The organism is Kitasatospora sp. NPDC034023 (assembly GCF_055575795.1).
Genome location: NZ_JBVIRY010000033.1, coordinates 72847 through 95206, shown reverse-complemented (window position 1 = coordinate 95206; position 22360 = coordinate 72847). Strand labels below are relative to the sequence as shown.

At 76.8% G+C, this 22360-nt stretch carries 6 protein-coding genes and 1 pseudogene; all 7 read right to left on the bottom strand.

The window, feature by feature from the left end; genetic code table 11:
• Nucleotides 1-83 precede the first annotated feature (83 nt).
• Nucleotides 84-5741: pseudogene (locus ACZ52R_RS33780) on the bottom strand (MupA/Atu3671 family FMN-dependent luciferase-like monooxygenase); the annotation flags it as partial.
• Between the two features lie 206 nt (nt 5742-5947).
• Nucleotides 5948-10429, bottom strand: a complete 4482-nt coding sequence (locus tag ACZ52R_RS33775; RefSeq protein ID WP_465754725.1) for a type I polyketide synthase — start codon at nt 10427-10429, stop codon at nt 5948-5950.
• 76 nt (nt 10430-10505) lie between these two features.
• Nucleotides 10506-11243: an aspartyl/asparaginyl beta-hydroxylase domain-containing protein gene (locus ACZ52R_RS33770; protein WP_360504450.1), complete on the bottom strand. Its 738-nt coding sequence runs from the start codon at nt 11241-11243 to the stop codon at nt 10506-10508.
• A gap of 4 nt (nt 11244-11247) precedes the next feature.
• A complete protein-coding gene (locus ACZ52R_RS33765) occupies nt 11248-17757 on the bottom strand; it encodes an amino acid adenylation domain-containing protein (RefSeq protein WP_465754724.1) in 6510 nt (2169 codons plus the stop codon).
• Entirely contained in the window at nt 17754-19499 is a 1746-nt protein-coding gene (locus ACZ52R_RS33760; RefSeq protein ID WP_465754723.1) for a non-ribosomal peptide synthetase, read from the bottom strand. The genes ACZ52R_RS33765 and ACZ52R_RS33760 overlap by 4 nt, the downstream gene beginning before the upstream one ends.
• A complete protein-coding gene (locus tag ACZ52R_RS33755; RefSeq protein WP_465622593.1) occupies nt 19496-20239 on the bottom strand; it encodes an aspartate/glutamate racemase family protein in 744 nt (247 codons plus the stop codon). Before ACZ52R_RS33755 ends, ACZ52R_RS33760 begins: the two co-directional genes overlap by 4 nt.
• A complete protein-coding gene (gene asnB / locus ACZ52R_RS33750; RefSeq protein WP_465754722.1) occupies nt 20236-22119 on the bottom strand; it encodes an asparagine synthase (glutamine-hydrolyzing) in 1884 nt (627 codons plus the stop codon). Before asnB ends, ACZ52R_RS33755 begins: the two co-directional genes overlap by 4 nt.
• Nucleotides 22120-22360: the final 241 nt, after the last annotated feature.

Below are 22360 nucleotides of genomic sequence, written 5' to 3'. Positions count from 1 at the left end.
GTGGCGTTGAGCGCCCGGTAGGCGTCGAGCTGGGCGGCGGGCAGGACGACCAGGTGCGGGTCCGTCCAGGCGCCGGGCTGTTCGGCGAGCGCGGTGAGCAGGCCGGTGTAGGCCTCGAACATGGCGTCGAGCACGCCCTCGGGGAAGAGCTCCTCGACGGCGTCCCAGGTCAGCCGCAGCCGGCCCTCGTCCTCGGAGATCTGGTGGTCCAGCCAGACCTGCGGGGTCTGGGTGATGGTGTGGGCGACCTCGGCGCCCAGCTCGCGGAGCACCTGGCTGCCGCCCACGCCGTCGGCGCCGAGCTCACTGGTGAAGACGACCGGCATGGCCGCCTCGGCGACCCCGCGCCGGCGGGCGAGTTCGCCGCCGACCCGGACGCCGCTGACCAGCTGGTGGTCGAGGTCCTCCCAGAGCCGGTCCTGCAGCCGGCGGGCCCGGTCGGCGAAGGAGCCGGCGGTGGCGCCGTCCACCTCGAAGAGGCTGAGCGCGGTGAAGTCGCCGACCATGGCGGCCAGGTCGGGGTGGTCGCCGACCCGGTTGAACAGGGTGAGGTTGAGGGTGAAGCGGTCGGCCGTCGACCAGGTGCCGATCACGGTGGCGTAGGCGGCCAGCGCGAGCGCCGACGGGGTGACCCGGCCGGCGGCGGCCCGGCTCTTCAGCCGCTCCCACAGCTCGGCGGGCAGGTGCGCCTCGCGGCGGCGGAACCTGGTCTCGGCCAGCTCCTCGGGGCGCCGCGCCAGCGGCAGCGCGGGGGCGGGCGGCAGGGTGTCCAGGCGGCCGTGCCAGTAGTCGAGGTCGCGCTGCAGGGCCGGGCCCCGGCGGCGGTCCTGCTCGGCCAGCACGTAGTCGCGGAAGGAGAGTTCGAACGGGCTCGGGTCGAGCGTGCCCTGGTAGACGGCGAGCAGTTCGCGCAGCAGGATCTGCACGCTGCCGCCATCGGCGATCAGGGTGTCGATGCTCAGGTGCAGCCGGACATCGGCACCCGCGGTGCGGCTGGCGCGCAGCTCGAACAGCGGCCAGGCGTCGGCCGGCAGCACCTGGTGCGACATCCGGGCGCGGGTCCCGGTGAGGTGCTCGGCCCGGTCCCGCTCCGGCAGCTCGCGCAGGTCGTCGACGGTCAGCTCGTACGCGGGCACCTCGGGCAGGACGCGCTGGGTGCCGTCCTCGCCGAAGACCAGGCGCAGGGCGTCGTGCCGCAGCACCATCGACCGCCAGGCGTCCTGGAGGCGCAGCGGGTCGACGTCGGCGACGTCCACCTCCAGGTAGAGGTGGCAGGCGACGTCGCCGCCGACGGCGCCGCTGCGGCCGATCCAGTAGGCGCGCTGGACGTCGGTGAGCGGGAAGGGCTCGTGCCGGCGGGCCGGGTCGGGGAGCAGCGCGGTCCGCTCGGCGGGCGCCTCGGCGGCCCCGTCCGTGCCCAGCGCGTCCACGGCCCGGGCCAGCGCGGCCACGGTCGGCGAGTCGAACAGGGTGCGCAGCGGCAGCTGCACGTTCAGCCCGTCGCGGATGCCGGCGACCATCCGGGCGGCCAGCAGCGAGTGACCGCCGAGCTCGAAGAAGTCCTCCCCGGTGCCGACCTCGTCGAGGCCGAGGGCCTCGCGCCAGATCGCGGCGATCCGCTCCTCGGTGGGCGTGGCCGGCGGGGTGCGGTCGCGGCCGGCGGCGGGCACGGACTCGGGCGCGGGCAGCGCCGCCCGGTCGACCTTGCCGTTGCCGGTGAGCGGCAGCGCGTCGAGCGCGATGAAGCGGGACGGGATGAGGAAGCCGGGCAGTTGCCCGGCCAGGGCGGCCCGCAGCTCGGCCGGGGCCGGCGGCGCGGCCGGGTCCGCGGGCACCAGGTAGGCGGCCAGCGCGGCCCGGGAGGTGCCCAGGCCGTAGGCGGTCACCACGCACTGGCGGATCCCGGGCAGCGCGGTGAGCGCGGCCTCCACCTCGCCGGTCTCGATCCGGAAGCCGCGGATCTTGACCTGGTGGTCGTTGCGCGACAGGTACTGGATCCGGCCGTCGGGGCGGGTGCGGACCAGGTCGCCGGTGCGGTACAGCCGCCCCGTTCCGGCGCCGGCCGCCTCGGGGTCGGTGACGAACCGTTCGTCGGTCAGCTCGGGGCGGTCGAGGTAGCCGGCCGTCACGCCCGCGCCGCCGATCAGGAGTTCGCCGGGCACGCCGACGGGCACCCGGCGCCCGTACGGGTCGAGGACCCGGACGGTGGTGCCGGCGATCGGGCGGCCGACGGTGACCAGGCCCTCCTGCGGGTCGACCTCGTCGGTGGTGGACCAGACGGTGGTCTCGGTCGGCCCGTACATGTTGAGGATCCGGCCGTCGAGGTGCCCGGCCAGGCGGCGCACCAGGTCGGCGTCGAGGGCCTCGCCGCCGAGCAGCAGCCGGCGCAGGCCGCGCAGCGCCTCCGGGTCGGCCTCGTCCAGCAGGGTGCGGGCCCGCGAGGGGGTGCACTGCAGGTGGGTGACGCCGTGGGCGCGGATCAGCGCGGTCAGCTCGCTGTCGGCCGGGCCGGTGGCGGCGGGTGCGGTGGCCGCGGTGCGGCGCAGCTCCGCCAGCCGGGGCAGGGCGGCCAGCGCGACGTCGGTGTCGACGCCGAAGTCGACCAGGCAGCCGATCTCGTCGACCCCGATCTCGGCCAGCCGGTGCACCAGCGGCAGGCACTCCTCGGCGGTACCGATCAGCGAGCCGTGGCCGAGGTAGCGGGCGCAGGCGTGGTCGAGCAGCGCCTCCTGGTCCTCCGCGGTGAAGTCGCTGCTGCGGACGTCCATGCCGAGGCTGCGGGCCAGGTTCTCGATCAGGCCGACCGAGCTGCGCAGGTAGTCCCGGAACGGCTGCCAGGCGTGCGCCCGGACGTCGGCCGGGTCGGCGCCGAGGTAGCTGTGCAGCATCAGGGTGACGTGCGGCTCGCCGGCGTGGCCGGCCTCCCGCCAGGCCTCGCGGTACAGGGCGATCTTCTCGGCGAGGTCCTCGGTGCTCTGGCCCAGCAGGTGGGTGAGCAGCCGGGCGCCGACCCGGCCGGCCGTGCGGCAGGTCTCGGGGTTGCCGGAGGAGGTGAGCCAGTACGGCAGTTCGGCCTGGACCGGGCGGGGCAGCACCTCGACGTCGACGGTGCGGCCGCCGGGCCCCTCGAAGGGGAGTCGCTCGCCGCGCCACAGCCGCCGGACCTGCTCGATGCCGCTGACGGTGAGCGCCTGGCGGTCCTGGTAGGCGTCCTTGGCGAGGACGAAGTCGTCGGCGTGCCAGCCCGAGGCGAAGGAGAGGCCGACCCGGCCGCCGGACAGGTTGTCGACGACCGACCACTCCTCGGCCACCCGCACGGGGTGGTGCAGCGGCAGCACCACGCTGCCGGCCCGGATGCCGATCCGCTCGGTCGCCCGGGCGATCGCGGCGGCCAGCACCGAGGGGGCCGGGAACGGCCCGCCGAAGGCGTGGAAGTGCCGCTCGGGGAGCCAGACCGCGGAGAAGCCGTTGGTGTCGGCGAAGCGGGCGCCGTCCAGCAGCAGCCGGTACTGCTCGGGGCCGGGCTCGGCCCCGGCGGTGCCGCTGGCGAAGTAGAACAGGCTGAACTCGGGGACGGCCCGGTCGGCCCGGGGCGCCGGGGCGGTGGTCGGGGCGGGCAGCGCCGCCCCGGGGTCGGGGTTGACCACGACCCGGTGGCCCCGGCTGAGGGTCCAGAGCAGTTCCAGGACGGAGATGTCGAAGGAGACGCTGGTGACGGCCAGCCAGGTTGACGGCTCGGCGGCGGCGGTGCCGTCGGTGGCCTCGGCGCCGTCGGTGGCCTCGGCGCCGTCGGTGCCGTCCGCGCTGTCCGTGCCGTCCGCGTCCTCGGCGAGCACGCGGTCCATCGCCGCCAGGAAGGCGGTGAGGTTGCGGCGCAGGACCACGACGCCCTTGGGGCGGCCGGTCGAGCCGGAGGTGTGGATGACGTAGGCGGGCGCGTCCGGGTCCACCGGCGCGGGTTCGGCGGACGCGTTCCCGGCCGGGGCGGGGGCGTCCAGGTCGAGCAGCGGGGCACCGGCCGGCGCCGCGTCCCGGGTCGCGGCGTGCACCAGCACGGCGGTGGGCCGGGCGTCCTCGACCACGTGGGCCAGCCGGGCGGCCGGGTAGTCGGGGTCCAGCGGCAGGTAGGCGGCGCCGGCCCGGAGCACGGCGAGCATGGCGGCCGGCAGGTCGGTGCCGCGGCGCAGGCACAGGCCGACCCGGTCGCCGGGGCGCACCCCGGCGGCGCGCAGCCGGACGAGCAGCTCGTCGACCCGGGCGTCCAGGGCGGCGTAGGTCAGGGCCTGGTCCGGGCGGCCGCCGGGCAGCACGGCCTCGGCGCCGGGGCGGGTGCGGACGGCCTCGGCGAAGGCCGTCACGATGTCCACGGCGTCCTCGGGCAGCGGCCCGCCGTCCCCGGCGGCGGCCAGCAGGGCCTGCTCCACGGGGGTGAGCGCGAGCAGTTCGGACAGCCGCAGGCCGGGGTCGGCGGCGCCGCCGGCGAGCACCCGCCGCAGCGCCTCGGTCAGCTCGCGCACGGTGTCGTCGTCGAACAGGTCCCGGCTGAACTCGCAGACGCCGGCGGTGAGTCCGCCGTCCCGGGCGAGTTCCAGACTGAGGTCGGTGCGGCACAGCCCGTTGTCCAGGTCGACGAGCTCGACGCCGACCCCGGGCAGGTCGATGTCCGGGGCGGGGACGTTCCGGTAGCCGAACTGCACCTGGTAGAGCGGGGCGTGGCTGAGGTCGCGGTCCGGGCGCAGCTCGCGGACCAGGCGCTCGAAGGGCACCTGGGCGTGGGCGAGCGCGCCGAGGGCGGTCTCCCGGACCCGGTCGAGCAGCTCGCCGAAGGTCGGGTCGCCGGAGAGGTCCGAGCGCAGCACCAGGCTGTTGACGAACATGCCGACCAGGCCGACGAGTTCGGGCCGGTCGCGGCCCGCGGTGGGCACGCCGACCAGCACGTCCTGCCGGCCGGAGTGGCGCATCAGGACGGCCTGCCAGGCCGCCAGGGTGACCATGAACGGGGTGGCCCGGGCGGTGCGCGCGGCCTGCTCCACGGCCTCGGTGGTGGCGGCGTCCAGGGTGAAGTGCACCCGGCCGCCCCGGTGGCTGGGCACGGCCGGCCGGGGCCGGTCGGTGGCCAGTTCCAGGACGTGCGGGGCGCCGTCCAGGCGCTCGCGCCAGTAGGCGAGCGGCTCGGCCAGCGCGCCGTCGGTGAGTTCGGCGCGCTGCCACTGCGCCCAGTCGGCGTACTGCACCGTGAGCGGCCCGGGCACCGGGCCGCCTTCGCGGAAGGCCCGGTAGCGGGCGCAGAGTTCCTCCACCAGCACCGAGCGGGACCAGGCGTCGCCGACCAGGTGGTGGTTGACCACGACCAGCAGGGCGCGCTCCGGCGCGGAGCGGATCAGCAGGGCGCGCAGCAGCGGGCCGTGCTCCGGGTCGAACGGCAGGGCCGCCTCCCGCTCGGCGAGTTCGCGCTCCCGCTGCTCGCTCCAGTCGGCCTCGCCGTCCTGCGGCTCGACCACCCGCAGGACCGGGCCGGTGTGCTCCAGCACCCGCTGCACCGGGCCGTCGGCACCGTCGGCGACGACGGTGCGCAGCGCCTCGTGCCGCTCCACCAGGCCGGTCAGCGCGGCCTCCAGGGCGGCGACGTCCAGCGCGCCGGTGAGGCGCAGTCCGACGTACTCGTTGAACACCCCGAGGCCGGGGGTGAGCTGCTCCACGAACCAGAGCCGCTCCTGGCCGAAGGACAGCGGCGCGGGCACCGAGCGGTCGCGCGGCGGCAGCGTCGGCGCGGCGCCGGGACCGGCGGGACCGGCGGCGGTGGGGCCGGTGGCGGTGGGGCCGGTGGCGGTGACCGGGGCCGTGCCGGCGCGGCCCCGGGCGCGCGCCTCGAAGGCGGCGCGCTGCTCGGGGGTGAGCCGGGCGAGGCGGTCCTCGCGGCCCTTGGGGTTGCGGCCTGCGGGGTTGGTCACTGCTGCTCCAGTTCGGCGATGATGCGGTCTTCGATCTCGACGGCGAGGTCGGCGATGCGGCCGCCCTCGAAGAAGACCCGGGCGGGGACGTCGACCTCGAACTCGGCCCGCAGCCGGGCCGCGACCTGGGCGGCCAGCAGCGAGTGGCCGCCGAGCTCCAGGAAGTCGTCCTCCACCCCGACCCGGTCGAGGCCGAGCAGTTCGGCGTAGATCTCGGCCAGGCGCTCCTCGGTCGCGGTGGCCGGGGCGGTGTACGGGGTGGCGAGCTCGGGGCGGGGCAGGGCGGCCGTCCGGGGCAGGTCGGCGGCCGGGGCGGCGGAGGTCCGCAGGGTGCCGTCGGTGATCCCGGCGCCGACCCGGGCCACCACGGCCCGGCCGGCCGGGCCGTCGAGCAGGGCGGCGAAGGCGCGGGCGCCCTGCTCGGGGGTGAGCGCGCCGGCCAGCATCTCGGCCTGGAAGGCCCGCAGGGCCTCGGGGACCTCGGCCTGGTCGGCCATGCCGACCTGGGCCCACATGTCCCAGTCGACGGCCACCGCGAACCGCTCGCCGCGCGCGGCCTCGGCCTCCGCGACGGCGGCCAGGTAGGCGTTGGCGGCCGCGTAGTCGCACTGGCCGTAGGTCGGGATCAGGGTGGCGAGCGAGGAGCAGAGCACCAGCACCTCGGCCTCGCCGGGCCGCAGCGCGGCCAGCAGGTGGCGCAGGCCCGCGGTCTTCGGGGCGAGCACCGTGCGCATGCTGTCGTCGGAGCGCAGCTCCACCGAGCCGCCGCCGGGCACACCGGCCGCGTGGATCACGCCGTCGATCCGTCCGAAGGCGGACCGGGCCTGCTCCAGCGCCCGGTCGAGCGCCTCGGCGTCGGTGACGTCGGCGCGCACGGTCAGCACCTCGGCGCCGGCCGCGCGCAGTCCGGCCAGGGCGGTCTCGGCGGTCTCGCCGCCGGCCCCGCGGCCGAGCAGGACGAGCCGGGCGACGCCGGCGCCGGCCAGGTAGCGGGCCAGGGTCAGGCCGATCCCGCCGAGGCCGCCGGTGATCAGCCAGGTGCTGTCGGCGCGCACCCGGGCCGGGGCGGCGGGGACGGGCCGCTCGGCGCGCTCGACGGTGCGGGCGAGCAGGGCGCCGTCGCGCAGGGCCAGCAGCGGGGCCGGGCCGGTGAGCACGGCGCGCACCACCGCGGTGGCGGACGCCTCGTCGAGGACGGTCCCGGCGGCGAGGTCGACCTGGGTGCAGCGCAGGTTGCGGTACTCCTCGCCGAACACCTGGACCGGGCCGCTGAGCAGGGCCGCGGCGGGCCGGGGCCGCTCGCCGGGGGCGGCCGGGAAGGCGCCGGCGGTGACCACGCCGAGGCGCACCTCGTGCACCACGCTCTCGGCGGACATCGCCCGGGCGAGGTGGACCAGGCCGAAGTAGCCGTCGGTCTCGTCCGCGGTCTCGTCCAGTCCCCAGCCGTACAGGACGGCGGTGGGCGTGCGGACCAGGGCGCGCAGGTCGGCGAGCAGCTTGGCGTACTGGGCCGGGTCGGCCGGGTCGAGCTCGTAGACGCCCCGGCGCACCCGGCGGTAGCCGGCGCCGGGCTGGACGGTGGTGACGATCTGGCCGCGCGCGGTCAGCAGGTCGACCAGCGGCTGGGCGGTGCCGGCCCGGTCCAGCAGGACCAGCCAGGTCTGGCGGCGCCCGCTCAGCGGGTCTGCCTCGGCCGTCGGCCCGGCCGGCGGGTGCCAGCCGATGGTGGCGTGTACCGCGTCGGGGTCCGAGGCGGGCAGCGCGGTGGCGGGCGCCCGGCCGGGGATGGCGGGCTCGATCCAGTGCGGCAGCCGCTCGAAGGGGTAGCCGGGCAGGTCGGCGGGGCGGGCGGCGTCGAGCGGCTCCCAGTCGACCGGGGCGCCGTGCGTCCACAGGCTGCCGAGGGCGAGCACGGCGCTGCCGGGCTCGTCCTCCGGGCCGCGGCGGCCTCGGGTGGGCAGCGGCGGCTGGGCGAGCCGCGCCGCGGCGGTGCCCTCGGCGGCGGAGCGGGCCAGGTCGGTCAGGACGCTGCCGGGGCCGGTCTCCACCAGCACCATCCGCTCGTCGAGCGCGGCCAGGCGGGTGAGCCCGTCGTGGAAGCGGACCGGGGAGAGCATCTGGCGGGTCCAGTACGTGGGGTCGGTGGCCTGCTCCGGGGTGATCCAGTCGCCGGTGAGGTTGGAGAGGAACGGCACGGTGGGTTCGCGCAGCGTCACCTTGGCCAGCTCGGCGGCGAACTGTTCGGCGGCCGGGGCGCACAGGGCGCTGTGGAAGGCCCGGTCCACCGGCAGCGCGAGGGCGCGCAGGCCGCGCTCGCCGAGTTCGGCGGCGGCGCGCCCGGCGGCCTCGGGAGTGCCGGACAGCACGGTGGCGGCCGGACCGTTGACGGCGGCGAGGTCCAGGCCGTGCCGGGCGGCGAGTTCGGCGGCGGCCGCCTCGTCCAGCGGGACGGCCAGCATCGCGCCGGGCGCGGTGGCCTCCATCAGCCGGCCGCGGGCGGCGACCAGGGCGAGCGCCTCGGGCAGGTCGAGGACGCCGGAGAGCAGCGCGGCGGTGTACTCGCCCAGGCTGTGGCCGAGCAGGGCGGCCGGGCGCACGCCCCAGTGCCGCCACAGCGCGGCCATGGCGTGGCCGACCGCGAGGACGGCGGGCTGGGTGACGGAGCTGCGGCGCAGCTGCTCGGCGTCTCCGTCGCGGAGCAGCTCGACCAGGTCGAGGCCCAGGTGCGGGCGCAGCAGGTCGGCGGCCTCGTCCAGGGCGGTGCGGAACACCGGGTGCGCCGCGTGCAGGCCGAGGGCCATGCCCGGGTACTGGGCGCCCTGGCCGGGCAGCAGGAAGGCGACGGGCGCGGCGCCCTGGCCGGCGCGGGCCCGGACGGACTCCCGGCGGCCGCCCCCGCGCAGCGCGGCGATCGCGCCGGCGGTGTCCCGGGCGACCACGACCCGGCGCTGGACCAGTCGGCGGCGGCCGGTGCGCAGGGTACGGGCGACGTCCGCGAGCGGGCGGTCCGGGTGGGCGGCGAGGTCCTCGGCGAGTCGCTCGGCGGCGGCGTCCAGGGCGGTGCCGGTGCGGGCGGACAGCGGCAGGGCCACCGGGACGGCGGTCGGCTCGGCGGCCTCCCGGGCGGCCGCCGCGGGGGCCTGCTCCAGGATCAGGTGGGCGTTGGTGCCGCCGATGCCGAAGGCGCTGACGGCGGCCCGGCGCGGACCCTCGGCGACCGGCCAGTCGGTGAGGTCGGCGGGGACGAAGAACGGGCTGTCGGCCAGGCCGAGTCCGGGGTTGACGGACTCGGCGTGCAGGCTGGCCGGGATCCGGCCGCTGCGGACGGCCAGGATGGTCTTGATCAGGCCGGTGATGCCCGCGGCGGTGTCCAGGTGGCCGAGGTTGGACTTGACCGAGCCGAGGCCGCACCAGCCGGTGGCCGAGCGCAGCTCGGCGTCCTGCTCGGCGCGGAAGGCGGCGGTGAGCGCCTCGACCTCGATCGGGTCGCCGATCGGGGTGCCGGTGCCGTGTGCCTCGACGTAGCCGATGGTGTCCGGGGCGACGCCCGCGACGGACAGCGCCTCGCGGATCACCGCGGTCTGCCCGGCCACCCCGGGGGCGGTGTAACCGGCCTTGTTGGCACCGTCGTTGTTGACGGCCGAGCCGAGGATGACGGCGTGCACCCGGTCGCCGTCGGCGAGCGCGTCGGCGAGGCGCTTGAGCACCACGACGCCCGCGCCGTTGCCGAAGACCGTGCCGGCGGCCTCGGCGCCGAAGGGCCGGCAGTGCCCGTCCGGGGACTCGATGCCGCCGGGCACCGGCAGGTAGCCGGAGCGGTTCGGCACGGTGACGGTGACGCCGCCGGCCAGGGCGAGGTCGCACTCCTCGGAGAGCAGGCTCTGCACCGCGAGGTGCACCGCCACCAGCGAGGTCGAGCAGGCGGTCTGCACGCTGACCGCCGGGCCGCGCAGGTTGAGCTTGTACGCGGCCCGGGCGGCCAGTTGGTCGGGCTGGTTGCCCTGGAAGAGCATCGGCACGCCGAGCGAGTCCCGCAGGTCGGTGCGCGGCAGCAGGTTGTGGATCAGGTAGGTGCTCAGCAGCGATCCGGCGTAGACCGCGACCGGCCCGGGCGCCCGGTCGGGGTCGCAGCCCGCGTCCTCCAGCGCCGCCCAGGCGCACTCCAGGAAGATCCGCTGCTGGGGGTCGATGACCGAGGCCTCCAGCGCGTTGTAGCCGAACAGCTGGGAGTCGAAGCCGGCGACGTCCGACAGCACGCCCTTGGCGGCCACGTACCCGGGCTTGCCCGACTGGTCGTCCGGCACCCCGTCGGCCCGCAGCTCCTCCGGACCGAAGCGGCTGATCGCCTCGGTGCCGGCGGCCAGCAGCTCCCACAGCGCGTCGACGGAATCGGCTCCGGGGAAGCGGCCCGCGAGGCCGACGACGGCGACCCGGCCGTCGGTCTCGGCCGGGTCGGGAAGGACCGGCTGTGCGTTCAAGGTGTTCTCCGTGGTGTGGTGGGCTCCGCGCGCGGCGGGGCGGGCAGGACCGGGGACGACCGGGTACGACCGGGGCTCAGACCGCCATCAGGTAGCGCTGGAAGCGGGGCATGAGGATCTCCAGGGCCCGGACCTCGACGGGCGTCAGCTCGGGGTGCCAGACGTCCCAGAGCAGGACGGCACGCTGCTGGGTGCCCTTGTTCCACGCCTCGTGGATGAAGCTGTCGTCGAAGAGGATCACCTTGCCCTCCTCCCAGCCGCGCTCGTCGTCGGCGACCTTGATGGCGCAGCCGGGCGGGACGATCAGCGGCAGGTGCGCGGTGAGCAGCAGGTTCACGCCGCCGGTGTGCGGGGTGATGTGCACGCCGGGGTTGAGGATGGTGAACATGCCGTCGCGCGGCCCGTGCGGGGTCGCGGACACGGCCGCGTGGGTCTCGGGGCAGCGCTCCCGGACCTCGTCGCGCCACTGCCCGTTGCGGTACAGCTGGTAGGTGTCCCAGCCCTGCCAGCCGAGCTCCTTGGTGTACAGGTCCTCGTACGGGGCGAAGCGGGCCTGCTCCTCGCGCAGCGCCAGGAACTCCGCCTTGATCGCCTGGTACGACTCCTCCACCCGTGCCACCCAGGGCAGTTCGGCGGTGTCGTGCCAGGGCAGGGCGCTGATCCCGGGGAAGAACAGCCGGGTCGGCTCCTGGTCCTCGTGCAGGTACTCGGGGGCCTGCTCCCCGGTGAGGATGCGCAGGCACTCCTCGACCCGCTCCAGCCCCTCGGTGCCGAGGGCGCCGTGCAGTTCCGTCATCACGCTCTGGACGTCCATGGATTCAGTCCCTCCCTGTCGGTGTGTACCGGTCGGCGGCGTCCGCCCCCTCGGCCCGGTCCCGGGCCTCGCGGCGGGCCCTGGCCCGGGCGCGGACGGCGTTCTGCCGACGCTCGCCGCGCGGTTCGGCGGTGGCGGCCGGGGTCCGGCCGTCCGCGGTGCCGGTGCCGTCGGTGAGGCCGGCCGCGAACTCGGCGATGGTCGGCCGGCCGAAGACGTCGACCAGCCGGACCGGCCGGTCCAGCCGGCGGGCCAGCTCCAGCTGGAGCCGGGCGGCCAGCAGCGAGTCGCCGCCGGCTTCGAAGAAGTTGGTGTGCCGGCCCACCGGGCCGCCGCCCAGCAGCTGTTGCCAGGCGTCGGCGACGAGCTGTTCGACGCCGGCCAGCGGGGTGGCGTCGGCGGGCCGCGCGGCGGCCTCGGGGAGCGGCAGCCGGGCCCGGTCCCGCTTGTTGGTGCGGGTCCTGGGCAGCGCGGCCAGCAGCATCACGGTGTCCGGCACCACCGCGGCGGGCAGCCGTTCGGCCAGGTGCGCCCGCAGGTCGGCGCCGGTGACCCCGGGGGCGGCGACCGCGTAGCCCACCAGCCGTCGGGCCGAGCCCTCGCCGTGCGCGGCGGCGGCGGCCTCGCGCACCCCGGGGTGCAGCTCCAGCAGGGCCTCGATCTCCTCCAGCTCGATCCGGTTGCCGCGGATCTTCAGCTGGCTGCCGATCCGGCCGGTGAACGCCAGTTCGCCGTCCGGCAGTCGGCGGCCGAGGTCCCCGGTGCGGTACAGCCGGCCGCCGTCCTCCCAGGGGTCGGCGACGTAGGCCCGCTCGCTCTCCTCGGGCCGGCGGTGGTAGGAGCCGGCCAGCAGGTCGCTGCGCAGGTGGATCTCGCCGACCACCCCGACCGGGCAGAGCCGGCCGCGGTGGTCCAGGACGACGGCCTCGCGGCCCGGGATGGGCAGGCCGATCGGCACCCCGTTGGGGAACTCCTCGCCCGGGGCCAGCTCCCGGTGGGTCGCCAGCACGCACTCGGTGGGCCCGTACAGGTTGTGCAGCCGGGGCCGGTCGGGGCGGTGCGCCCAGGCGGCGGCCAGGGCCACCGGGAGCACCTCGCCGGCCATCAGCACGTGCTCCAGGTCGGGCAGCTGCGTGCCGGTGGCGTCCAGTGCCTCGGTGACCAGCTGGAAGAAGGCCGGGACGGTCTGGATCTGGGTGATCCGCTCGGCCCGCAGCCACTCGGCCACCGCCAGCGGGTCGCGGCGCAGCCCGTCCGGCGGCAGGCAGAGCACCGCCCCCGAGCAGAGCGCGGCGAACACCTCGGTGTACGCGGCGTCGTACGTGAACGGCGCCCACTGGGCGATCCGGCTGTCCGGGCGGATGCCGAAGCGCTCGCGCTGCCAGTCGGCGAACTGGGCGAGCGCCGCGTGCGGCAGGGCGATGCCCTTGGGGGTGCCGGTGGAACCGGAGGTGTAGACCAGGCAGAGCGGGTCGCCGGGGTCCGCGGGGGAGGCGGCCGGGGCGGGGCCGGCGGGGGTCGCGGCGTCCGGCGGGCACGGGTCGAGGGTCTCGACCGGGACGCCGGCGAAGCCCCCGTCCTCCGCGCGCAGCCCGGGGTGGCGGGCCAGGGCCGCCTCGGCGGCCAGCAGGCAGACCGGTTCGGCGTCGGCCAGCAGGGTCGTCAGCCGGGCGTCCGGGTCGGCCGGGTCGAGCACCGCGAAGGCGGCGCCGGTCTTGGCGACGCCGAGGATCGCGGCGGTCTGCACCGGGCCGGCGGGCAGCAGCACCGAGACGAACCGGCCGGGTCCGGCGCCGTGCGCCAGCAGCCGGGTCGCGACGGCGTCGCTCCAGGCGTCCAGCTGCCGGTAGTCCACCGTCAGGCCGTAGGCGCGGATCGCGGGCGCGTCCGGGTGGGCGGCCGCCCGGGCCCGGAACAGCTCGGTCACCGACCGGGCGTGCCCGGCGCGCACCCGGCCGGCCGGGCGGGCCGGTACGGGGGAGGGCAGGGCCGGGTCGGCGAGCTCGACCGCGTCCAGCGGGGCGTCGGGCGCGGCCAGCGCGGCTCGCAGTAGGGCGTCGAGGTGCCGGGCGAACCGGGCGGCGAAGTCCGGGCCGAAGCGGTCCGCGGCGTACTCCAGGCCGCCGTCGATCCGGTCGGGGTGCTCGTCCAGGGCCAGCGTGAGGTCGTACTTGGCGGTGCCGGTGGGCAGTTGCCGCAGCACGCCGGTGGCCTCGCCCAGCCGGAGTCCGGCCGGCGGCGCGTCCTGGAACACCAGCGAGGCCTGCGCCAGGGTGGGCCGGCCCGGTTCGCGGGGCAGGCCGAGGCCGGCCACCAGCCGGTCGAAGGCGACCAGCGGACGGCCCAGGTCGGCCGCCAGCGCCCGCCCGGTGCGGGCTACCAGTTCGGCGAAGGACGGTACGCCGGACAGGTCCACCCGCACCGGCAGGGTGTTCACCAGGGAGCCGACCAGCGGCTCCAGTTCGGGCCGGTCCCGGTTGGCCACCGGGACGCCGACGACCACGTCGTCGCTGCCCGCGTAGCGGCCCAGCAGGGCCGCGTACACCGAGAGCAGCACGGTGAACGGCGTGGTGCGCAGGCGCGCCGCGCCCTCGCGCAGTGCGGCCGTCAGCTCCGGTGCCAGCGCGACCGGCAGGGTCTCGCCGGAGCCGACCGGCCGGGTCAGGGCGGGTACGTCGGTGGGCAGGTCCAGCACCCCGGGGTGCCCGTCGAGCCGCTCCAGCCAGTAGTCCAGCTGCGCCTGACGGTCCGTCACGGCCTGCGCGGCGGCGAGGCCGGCCGCGTGGTCGGCGAAGCCCGGCTCCAGCGCGGCCGGCGGCTCGGCCAGGCCGAGGCGCGCGGCGTAGAGCGCGGCCAGCTCGCGCACGGCCACCCCGATGGACCAGCCGTCCACGGCGAGGTGGTGCGCGGTGCACAGCAGCACCGAGCGCTCGGGGCCGATGCGGACCAGGGTGAGCCGCAGCAGCGGCCCGGCGGCCAGGTCGAAGGGCCGGACCGCCTCGGCGCGGGCGAGCGCGGGCACCTCCCCGGGCGTCGCGTCCAGCACCGCGAGGGCCGGTACGGCGGTCGGCGCGAGCAGCAGGACCGGGCCCTCCTCCCGCAGTTCGCAGCGGGCGGCCAGCACCGGGTGGCGCGCCACCAGGTCGGCGAAGGCGCCCTGCAGGGCGTCCCGGTCCACCGGGCCGGTCAGCTCCAGCGCGGCCGGCAGGTGGTAGGCGGGCGAGTCCGGGTCGAGCCGGTGCAGCAGCCACAGCTGGCGCTGCTGGTCGGTCATCGGGACGGTGTCGGGCGCGGACCCGGCGGTGCGGGCGGCCGGGCCGGGGGTGGCCGGCCGGGTGCGGGCCAGCGCGGCCGGCGTGGGGTCGGTGTAGAACTCGGCGAGCGAGGGCGCGCCGCCGAACCGGGCCCGGACCCGGCCGAGCAGCCGGGTGGCGGCGATGGAGTTGCCGCCCGCGGCGAAGAAGTCGTCGGTGGTGCCGACCCGTTCGGCGGGCAGGCCCAGCACCTCGGCCCAGAGCGCGACGGCGGCCCGCTCGGCCTCGCTGACCGGCTCGGTCCGCCGCGCGGCGGCGAACTCGCCGACCCGGCGCAGCAGTTCGGGCCGGTCGACCTTGCCGCTGGTGTTCAGCGGCAGTGCGGGCAGCACGGCGATCGTGCCGGGCACGGCGGCCGCGGGCAGCCGCTCGCGCAGGTGACGGCGCAGCGACTCGGGCAGGGCGTCGTCCCCGGGCAGCGCGTCGTCCTCGGGCTGGGCGTCGTCCTCGGGCAGGGCGTCGTCCCCGGGCAGGGCGTCGTCCTCGGCGCGGGCGGTGACGAAGGCGACCAGTCGGGGGCCGGCCGGCTGCTGCCGGTCCACCACCACGGCCGCCTGGCGGACCGCGGGGTGGGCGCCCAGCAGGGCCTCCACCTCGCCGACCTCGATCCGGTGACCGAGGATCTTGACCTGCTGGTCGGCCCGGCCGAGTACCAGGATCCGGCCGTCCGCGAGGTGCCGGGCCAGGTCGCCGGTGCGGTAGACGGTGCCGCCGGCCGGGTCGACCGGGTCGGGCACGAAGGCGGCGGCGGTGAGCTCGGGGCGGTTGCGGTACCCGGCGCTCACGCCGGCCCCGCCGATCACCAGTTCGCCGACGGCGCCGCGCGGCACCGGCCGCAGCCGCCGGTCGAGGACGTAGCAGACCGTGTCGGCGACCGGGCGGCCGACCGTGACGGGCTCGCCGGAGCGCACCCGTCCGACGGTGGACCAGATGGTGGTCTCAGTGGGCCCGTACAGGTTCCACAGCTCCGCGCAGCGGGTCAGCAGCCGTTCGGCGAGGTCGCCGTCCAGGGCCTCGCCGCCGCACAGCGCCCGCAGTTCGGGCCGGCCCGGCCAGCCGCCGTCCAGCAGTCCGCGCCAGAGCGAGGGGGTGGCCTGCATCGCGGTGGCGCCGCTGCTCTCCAGCAGGGCGCCGAGCGCCTCGGCGTCCCGGACGCTCGCGCGCGGGGCGACCACGACCCGGCCACCGGCCAGCAGCGGGGCGAACAGCTCCAGGACCGAGATGTCGAAGGTGATCGAGGTGACGGCGAGCAGGGTGTCCTCGGGGCCGAGGCCCGGCTCGGCGGAGACCACGCTGTGCAGCAGGTTGGCCACGCAGCCGTGCGGCACCGCGACGCCCTTGGGCAGCCCGGTGGAGCCCGAGGTGTACATCAGGTACGCGAGGTCCTCGGGCGCGGGGCCGGGCGTCGGGGCGGTGGTCGGCTCCGCACCCTCGGCCAGCAGCGCGGCCGGGTCGGCGGCGGGCAGGCCCGGGAGGCCGTCGCCGACCAGCAGCCGGGCGCCGCTGTCGGTGAGCACGTGCTCGGCACGCGCGGCGGGCATGGCCTCGTCGAGGGGGACGAGGACGGCGCCGGCCCGCCAGATGCCGACGATCAGCGGCACCAGTGCGGCGGCACGGTCCACCCGCAGGGCCACCCGGTCGCCGGGCAGCACGCCGTGCCGGGTGGTCAGCCGGTGGGCGACCCGGTCGGCGGCCGCGTCGGCGCCGGCCCGGGTGTAGGCGGTGCCGGGGGACTCGACGGCCGGTGCGGCGCCGTCCCGCCGGGCGAGCCCGGCCAGCGCCTCGGGGACGGTGGCCCAGCCGCGTGCGCCGTCGGGCGCCCGGTTGAAGTCGGTCAGGACCTGGTGGCGGCGGTGCTCGGAGAGCACCGGCAGCTCGGTCAGCGGCCGGTCCGGGTCGTCCACGGCGGCTTCCAGCAGGCACAGCAGCGAGTCCGCGAAGTCGGCGGCCGTCTCGGGGGCGAGCAGCGCGGTGCGGTACTCCAGGGTGGCGTCCAGCGCGCCCGAGGGGCGTGGCCGGAGGAAGAAGGTCAGGTCGTACTTGGCGGTGCCGCTGTGCGAGGGCGCGGGGGTGGTCCGGACGCCGGGCAGCTCCAGGGTGGTGGTGGGGCCGCTGTGGAAGGAGTACATCAGCTGGAACAGCGGGGTCCGCCCGCCGGCGGCGCGGCCGAGGCGCTCCACCACCAGGTCGAACGGGGTGTCCCGGTGCCGGAGGTCGGCCTTCAGCTGCCGGCGGGTGCGGGCCAGGGCCTGCCGGAAGCCGGGCTCGCCGCCGAGGTCGCCGCGGTGGGCCACGATGTTGAGCAGCGGGCCGACCACGCCGGCCAGGGCGGTCCGGTTGCGGGTCGCCACCGGCATGCCGACCACCAGGTCGTGCTGGCCGGTCCAGCGGGCGGCGGTGGCGCAGAAGGCGGTGAGCAGCACCGTGGACAGGCTGGCGAGTTCGGCCCGGCCGAAGGCGCTGAGCCGGGCCGCCAGTTCGGCGGGGACGGTGAAGTGGTGCAGCGCCCCGGCGACCGGGTCGCCGCCCCGGCCGGGGTCGGTGGGCAGGTCGGCGGTGGGCAGTTCCCCGGCGAGCCGGGACGTCCAGTGGTCGAGCCCGCCGCCGTCGCCCGCCCCGGCGCGCTGCCAGGCGGCGTAGTCGCCGAAGTCGGGGCCGCCGGCCGGGGCCTCAGCGGTGCCGGGAGCGGTGGCGTAGCGGGCGGCGAGGGACTCCAGGAAGACGCCGAAGCCCCAGGCGTCGACCACGATGTGATGGGCGGTGAACAGCAGCAGCGAGCGGTCCTCGCCCAGCCGGAACAGGTGGGTCCGCATGAGCGGGGGCCGGTCGAGGTCGAAGGGCACGGCCACGGCGCGGGCGACCAGCTCGGCGAGCCGCTGCGCGCGGTCGGGCTCGGGCACGTCGGCCAGGTCGACGGTCTCGACGGTGGGCCGGACCTGCTCGGCGAACAGCTGCCAGGGCTCGCCGGCGGCGTCGGCCACGACGGAGCAGCGCATCATCTCGTGCCGCCGTGCGGTCTCGGCGAGCGCCCGCTCCAGGGCGGCCGGGTCCACCGGGCCGCTGACGTGGAAGGCGGCGCTCTCGTTGTGCAGGGCGGTGCCGGGCAGGACCTGCTCGGCCCGCCAGATGGAGCGCTGGGCGTAGGAGAGCGGGGCGCGGCCGCGGTCGGCGCGCAGCGGCAGGGAGGTGTCTCGGCTCATCGGGGCTCACCGTCCGCGGCGGCCCCGGCGCGGCCGGCGGCGACGGCCGCGGCCAGCCCGGCGACGGTCGGGGCGCCGACGTACACCCGCAGCGGCACCTCGACGCCGAAGCGGGTGCGCAGCCCGTCCAGCAGCCGGGCGATGCCCAGCGAGTCCCCGCCGAGCAGGGCGAAGTCGTCGTGCCGGCCGACGGCGGGCACGTGCAGCAGTTCGCGCCAGAGCTCGGCGATCCCGGCCTCCAGGCCCTCCAGCGGCTGTTCGCCGGTGTGGCCGGCCCGGGCGGCGGCGGGGCTGGGCAGCGCCCGCCGGTCGGCCTTGCCGCTGAGGGTGCGCGGGATGGCGGCGAGCCGCAGGTAGAGGGCGGGCCGGGCGGCGGCGGGCAGGGTCTCGGCGGCGTAGCCGCGCAGTTCCTCGTCGGTGACGTCCGGGGCGACCAGGTAGGCGCACAGCACGGGCTCGCCGTCGGTCTCCTCGACGAGCGCGGCGCAGACGTCGGCGACGCCGGCGTGGCGGCGCAGCCCGTCCTCGATCTCGCCGAGTTCGACCCGGGCGCCGTGCACCTTGACCTGCTGGTCGCGGCGGCCGAGGACCTCCAGGGCGCCGTCGGCGCGCAGCCGGCCGAGGTCGCCGGTGCGGTAGCGGTCCGGCCCGGCGAAGCCGCCGGGGGTGTCGCCCAGGTAGCCGCGCAGCGGGAACGGGGTGCGGATCTCGATCTCGCCGATCGCCTCCGTGACGGGGCGTCCGGCGACCAGCACGCTGACCTCGACGCCGGGCATCGGGCGGCCGGCCGGGACGGTCTCGGCCTCGGCGTCCTCGGCGGTGAGCCGGCGGAAGACCTTGGTCATGGTGGTCTCGGACGGGCCGTAGAGGTTGACCAGCTCCTTGTCGGCCCCGAACAGGCCGCGCCACCAGGCGATGTCGGCGGGGCGGACCGGCTCGCCGGCCAACAGGGCGGCGCGCAGCCGGGGCAGCGAGCCGGTGTCGAGCCCGGCGGCGCGCAGGGTGCGGAACACGGTGGGGACGCAGTGCAGCAGGTCGATCCGCTGCTCGGTCAGCCAGTGGCCGAGGGCCGCGCCGACCGGGATCGGGCCGGGCGCCGGGACGACGGCGGTGCCGCCGGCGCAGAGCGGGACGAGGGCGTCGCGCAGGAAGGCGTCGAAGCCGGGGGAGGTGAGCATGGAGACCCGGGTGCCGGGCGCGACACCGAACTCGGCGATCTCCCAGTCCAGGAAGTGGGCGACGGCCTCGAAGCTGCCCCGGATGCCCTTGGGGCGGCCGGTGGTGCCCGAGGTGAAGTACACGTACCCGGCGTCGGGGCCGCCGAGGCCGCGCCAGTGGTCGGCCGTCCACGGCAGGCCGGTGACGGACTCGGCCTCCAGCAGGGGCGGTTCGTCCGCTCCGGCGGCGGCCAGGGCGGCGCGGCCGGCGGCGTCGGCGAGCACGGTGCCCGGCCGCAGGTCCGCCAGCAGGGCGGTCCAGCGCGCGGCGGGCTGGCGGGTGTCGACCGGGGCGAACGCGCGGCCGGTGGCGGCGCAGGCGAGGACCGCGGCGACCACCGGGACGGGGTCGGCGCAGGCCACCAGGACGGGGCCGGTGCCCTCGGCGAGCCGGGCCCGCAGACCGGTGGCCAGCTCGGCCAGGTCGCGGTGGCTCCAGTCCCGGCCGGCGGTGGCGAGGGCGGGTTCGGCGGCTCGGCGCTCGACCTGGTCGGCCCAGCGGTCGAGGATGCTCGTGTGGCTCACAACTCTCCGTTCATGATCCGGCGGGCCACGACCGTCAGCGGGTCGAGGGAGGGCAGTTCCCCGCCCAGGCCGGCGTCCTCGATCGCCCTGGTGACCAGGTGCAGTTCGGTGCAGGCGGCGACGAAGGCCCGCACGCCGTAGCGGGGCAGGGTCTCGCGCAGGAAGTCGATGGTGCGGGCGGGGTCCTCGCCGCGCTTGAGGCGGTGGATCTGCTCGTGCAGCGCGTCCTGGTCCGCCGGGCGCAGCGCGACCAGCCGTTCGGCGGCGCGGGCGCCGGCCGGGCCGGAGGTGAGCAGGCCGGCCCGGGCGGTGCCGGAGGAACAGAGCAGCAGGTGCGGTTCGGTGGCCGCCGCCAGTTCCTCGTGCACCACGTCGACCAGGGAGACGCAGCGCGCCGCGAGGTCGGCGGGCAGGTCGCCGAGCACGTGGTGGGCGGTGATGCAGGCGATCACCGTGCGCTCCGCGCCGGCCGCCTGCAGGCCGCGCAGCGAGGTCTCCACGGCGCGCCGCAGCACGTCGAGTTCGCCGCTGCCGATGGCCTCGGTGCGGTCCACCACGGCGGGGTCGGACCACAGCAGCAGCCGGGGGGTGTCCTGTTCGGGGTGGAGCCGGCAGGCCCGGTAGACGGTGCGCAGCAGTTCGGTGGAGGCCAGCGGCCCCATGCCGCCCAGCACCCCGATCAGCGGGTGGTCCGGGCGGGCGCCCGGGGCGGCGGACGGTGCGGCGGCGGTGAGGGTCATCCCAGGCACGGCAGGTCGAACTCCTCGACGAAGAGGGCGAAGGTCGCGACGAGCATCAGGTAGTCGGTGTCCAGGTGGGCGTGCACCTGGTGGCCGTCGGTGCGCTGGCGCGCGGTCAGGGCGGCGACGGTGTCCGGGTCGAAGTAGCCCTGGCGGCGGACGGTCGCGGGGGAGATCAGCTCCTCGAACCAGTCGGCGCCGGTACTGAGCAGGTGGCTGCTGGTCTGGCCGCGGAAGCCGTACTTCTGCCGGCCGAGCACCTCGACGGGAACGAGCCCCTCGGCGGCCCGGCGCAGGACGGCCTTCTCCCGGCCGTGGGCGAGCATCAGCTCCGGCGGCACCGTGGTGGCGTGGTCGACCACGGCGTTCGCGAGGAAGGGGAAGCGCAGTTCGACGCCGTTGGCCAGGGCCATCCGGTCGCCGTGGTCGCCGAGCAGGTGGTCGGCGAGCCGCAGCCGGTAGTCGAGGTAGGAGCGCTGGTGCAGCGGGTGGCGCCCGGCCAGCCGGTCGGGATCGACCAGGCGCTGGCTGGTGACGGAGAACTCGTCCAGCGCGTGGGCCAGGTCCTCGGCGTACAGTTCGCGGCGGAACTCCTGGGCGGGCAGCTGGTCCTGTTCGTAGGCGAGGTCGACGCCCCACATCCGGTGCCGGAACTCCCGCTCCAGGGAGGCGTCCAGGCCGGTGAGCCGGCTGCCGCCGAGGCCGGTGGCGTCGAAGCGGTAGCCGGGGTAGCCGCCGAACAGCTCGTCGGCGCCCTCGCCGCTGAGCGCGCCGACCGTCCCGGCGGCGCGCACGGCCTCGGACAGCGCGAGCGAGCAGACGTTGTACGACTCGCGGACGGGGGCCTCGGCGTGCCGCACCATGGCGGCGATCCGCTCGGCGACCTGGTGCTCGCCGACCGGCACCTCGTGGTGGTCGGTGCCGAGCTTGCCGGCGACCAGCCGCTGGTGCGGGCCCTCGTCGAAGTCCCGGCCGGGGAAGGTGACCGAGAAGCTGGGCCAGGCGTGGCCGGGCCGGGCCCGGGACATCAGGGCGCCGATCAGGCTGGAGTCGAGGCCGCCGCTGAGGTACATGCCGATCGGCACGTCGGCGAGCAGCCGGCTGCGCACCGCGGTGTCGAGCAGTGCGACGGTGCTGTCGGCGTACCGGTCCAGCTCCCGGTCGAGGTCCGCGGGGCCGACCGGGGCGAGGTCGGTGGCGAGCGGGAAGTCGAGGTCCCAGTACTGCTCGGTGCGCACCCCGGCGTGGTCGGCGATCAGCCGCTCCCCGGGGCGCAGCGCGCTGATGCCCTCGAACATGGTGCGCGGGCTGACCAGCCCGGGCAGGGTCAGCACCTGGTCGAGGCCGCGCAGGTCGACCCGGGCGCGGACGGCGGGGTGGCGCAGGATCGCCTTGACCTCGGAGGCGAAGATCAGCAGGCCGTCGGTGACGGTGTAGAAGAGCGGGACGATCCCGGCGCGGTCCCGGGCGAGCAGCAGCCGCCGCGCGGCGGCGTCGTGCAGGGCGAAGCCGAACTGGCCGTCCAGGTGGGCGGTCAGCTCCTTGCCGTACTCCCGGTAGAGGTGGACCAGCACCTCGGTGTCGTTCTCGGTGCGGAAGCGGTGGCCGCGGCGGCCCAGCGCGGTGCGCAGCTCGCGGTGGTTGTAGATCTCGCCGTTGCAGACCGAGACGAGCGTGCCGTCCTCGGTGCGGTGCGGCTGGTTGCCGTGGGCGAGGTCGTTCAGGGCGAGCCGGCGGAAGCCGAGGCCGATGCCGTCCGCGAGGTGGTGGCCGTCGTCGTCGGGCCCGCGGTGCACCAGACCGGCCGTCATCGCGGCGACCGCCTCGACGTCGACCGGGCGACCGCCGCCCAGGACGAATACGCCGGTTATTCCGCACATTGCGTCCGCCCTCTCCGGTGGATGTTCACGCGTGCCGTTGGAAATACTTCGGAAATATCCGCAAGAAGCCCGGACGGATAGCACCGTAACAGAGTCGGATGGCCCGGGAAAGGGTGGGATTTCCTCAAGGAATTGGCCGTTTTCGGGCACGGCAAAGCCCCGCCGCGGCCCGGCCGAGAATATCCGGGAAATGGCGAATGATGGGCTGGACCCAGCTGAAAATCAGCGCATAAAGTCTTCC

What these genes read in the sequence shown, in the direction of transcription:
- ACZ52R_RS33770 (WP_360504450.1), bottom strand. Translation starts at nt 11,243, where the DNA reads ATGGACGTCCAGAGCGTGATGACGGAACTGCACGGCGCCCTCGGCACC.
- ACZ52R_RS33765 (WP_465754724.1), bottom strand. Translation starts at nt 17,757, where the DNA reads ATGAGCCGAGACACCTCCCTGCCGCTGCGCGCCGACCGCGGCCGCGCC.
- ACZ52R_RS33755 (WP_465622593.1), bottom strand. Translation starts at nt 20,239, where the DNA reads ATGACCCTCACCGCCGCCGCACCGTCCGCCGCCCCGGGCGCCCGCCCG.
- asnB (WP_465754722.1), bottom strand. Translation starts at nt 22,119, where the DNA reads ATGTGCGGAATAACCGGCGTATTCGTCCTGGGCGGCGGTCGCCCGGTC.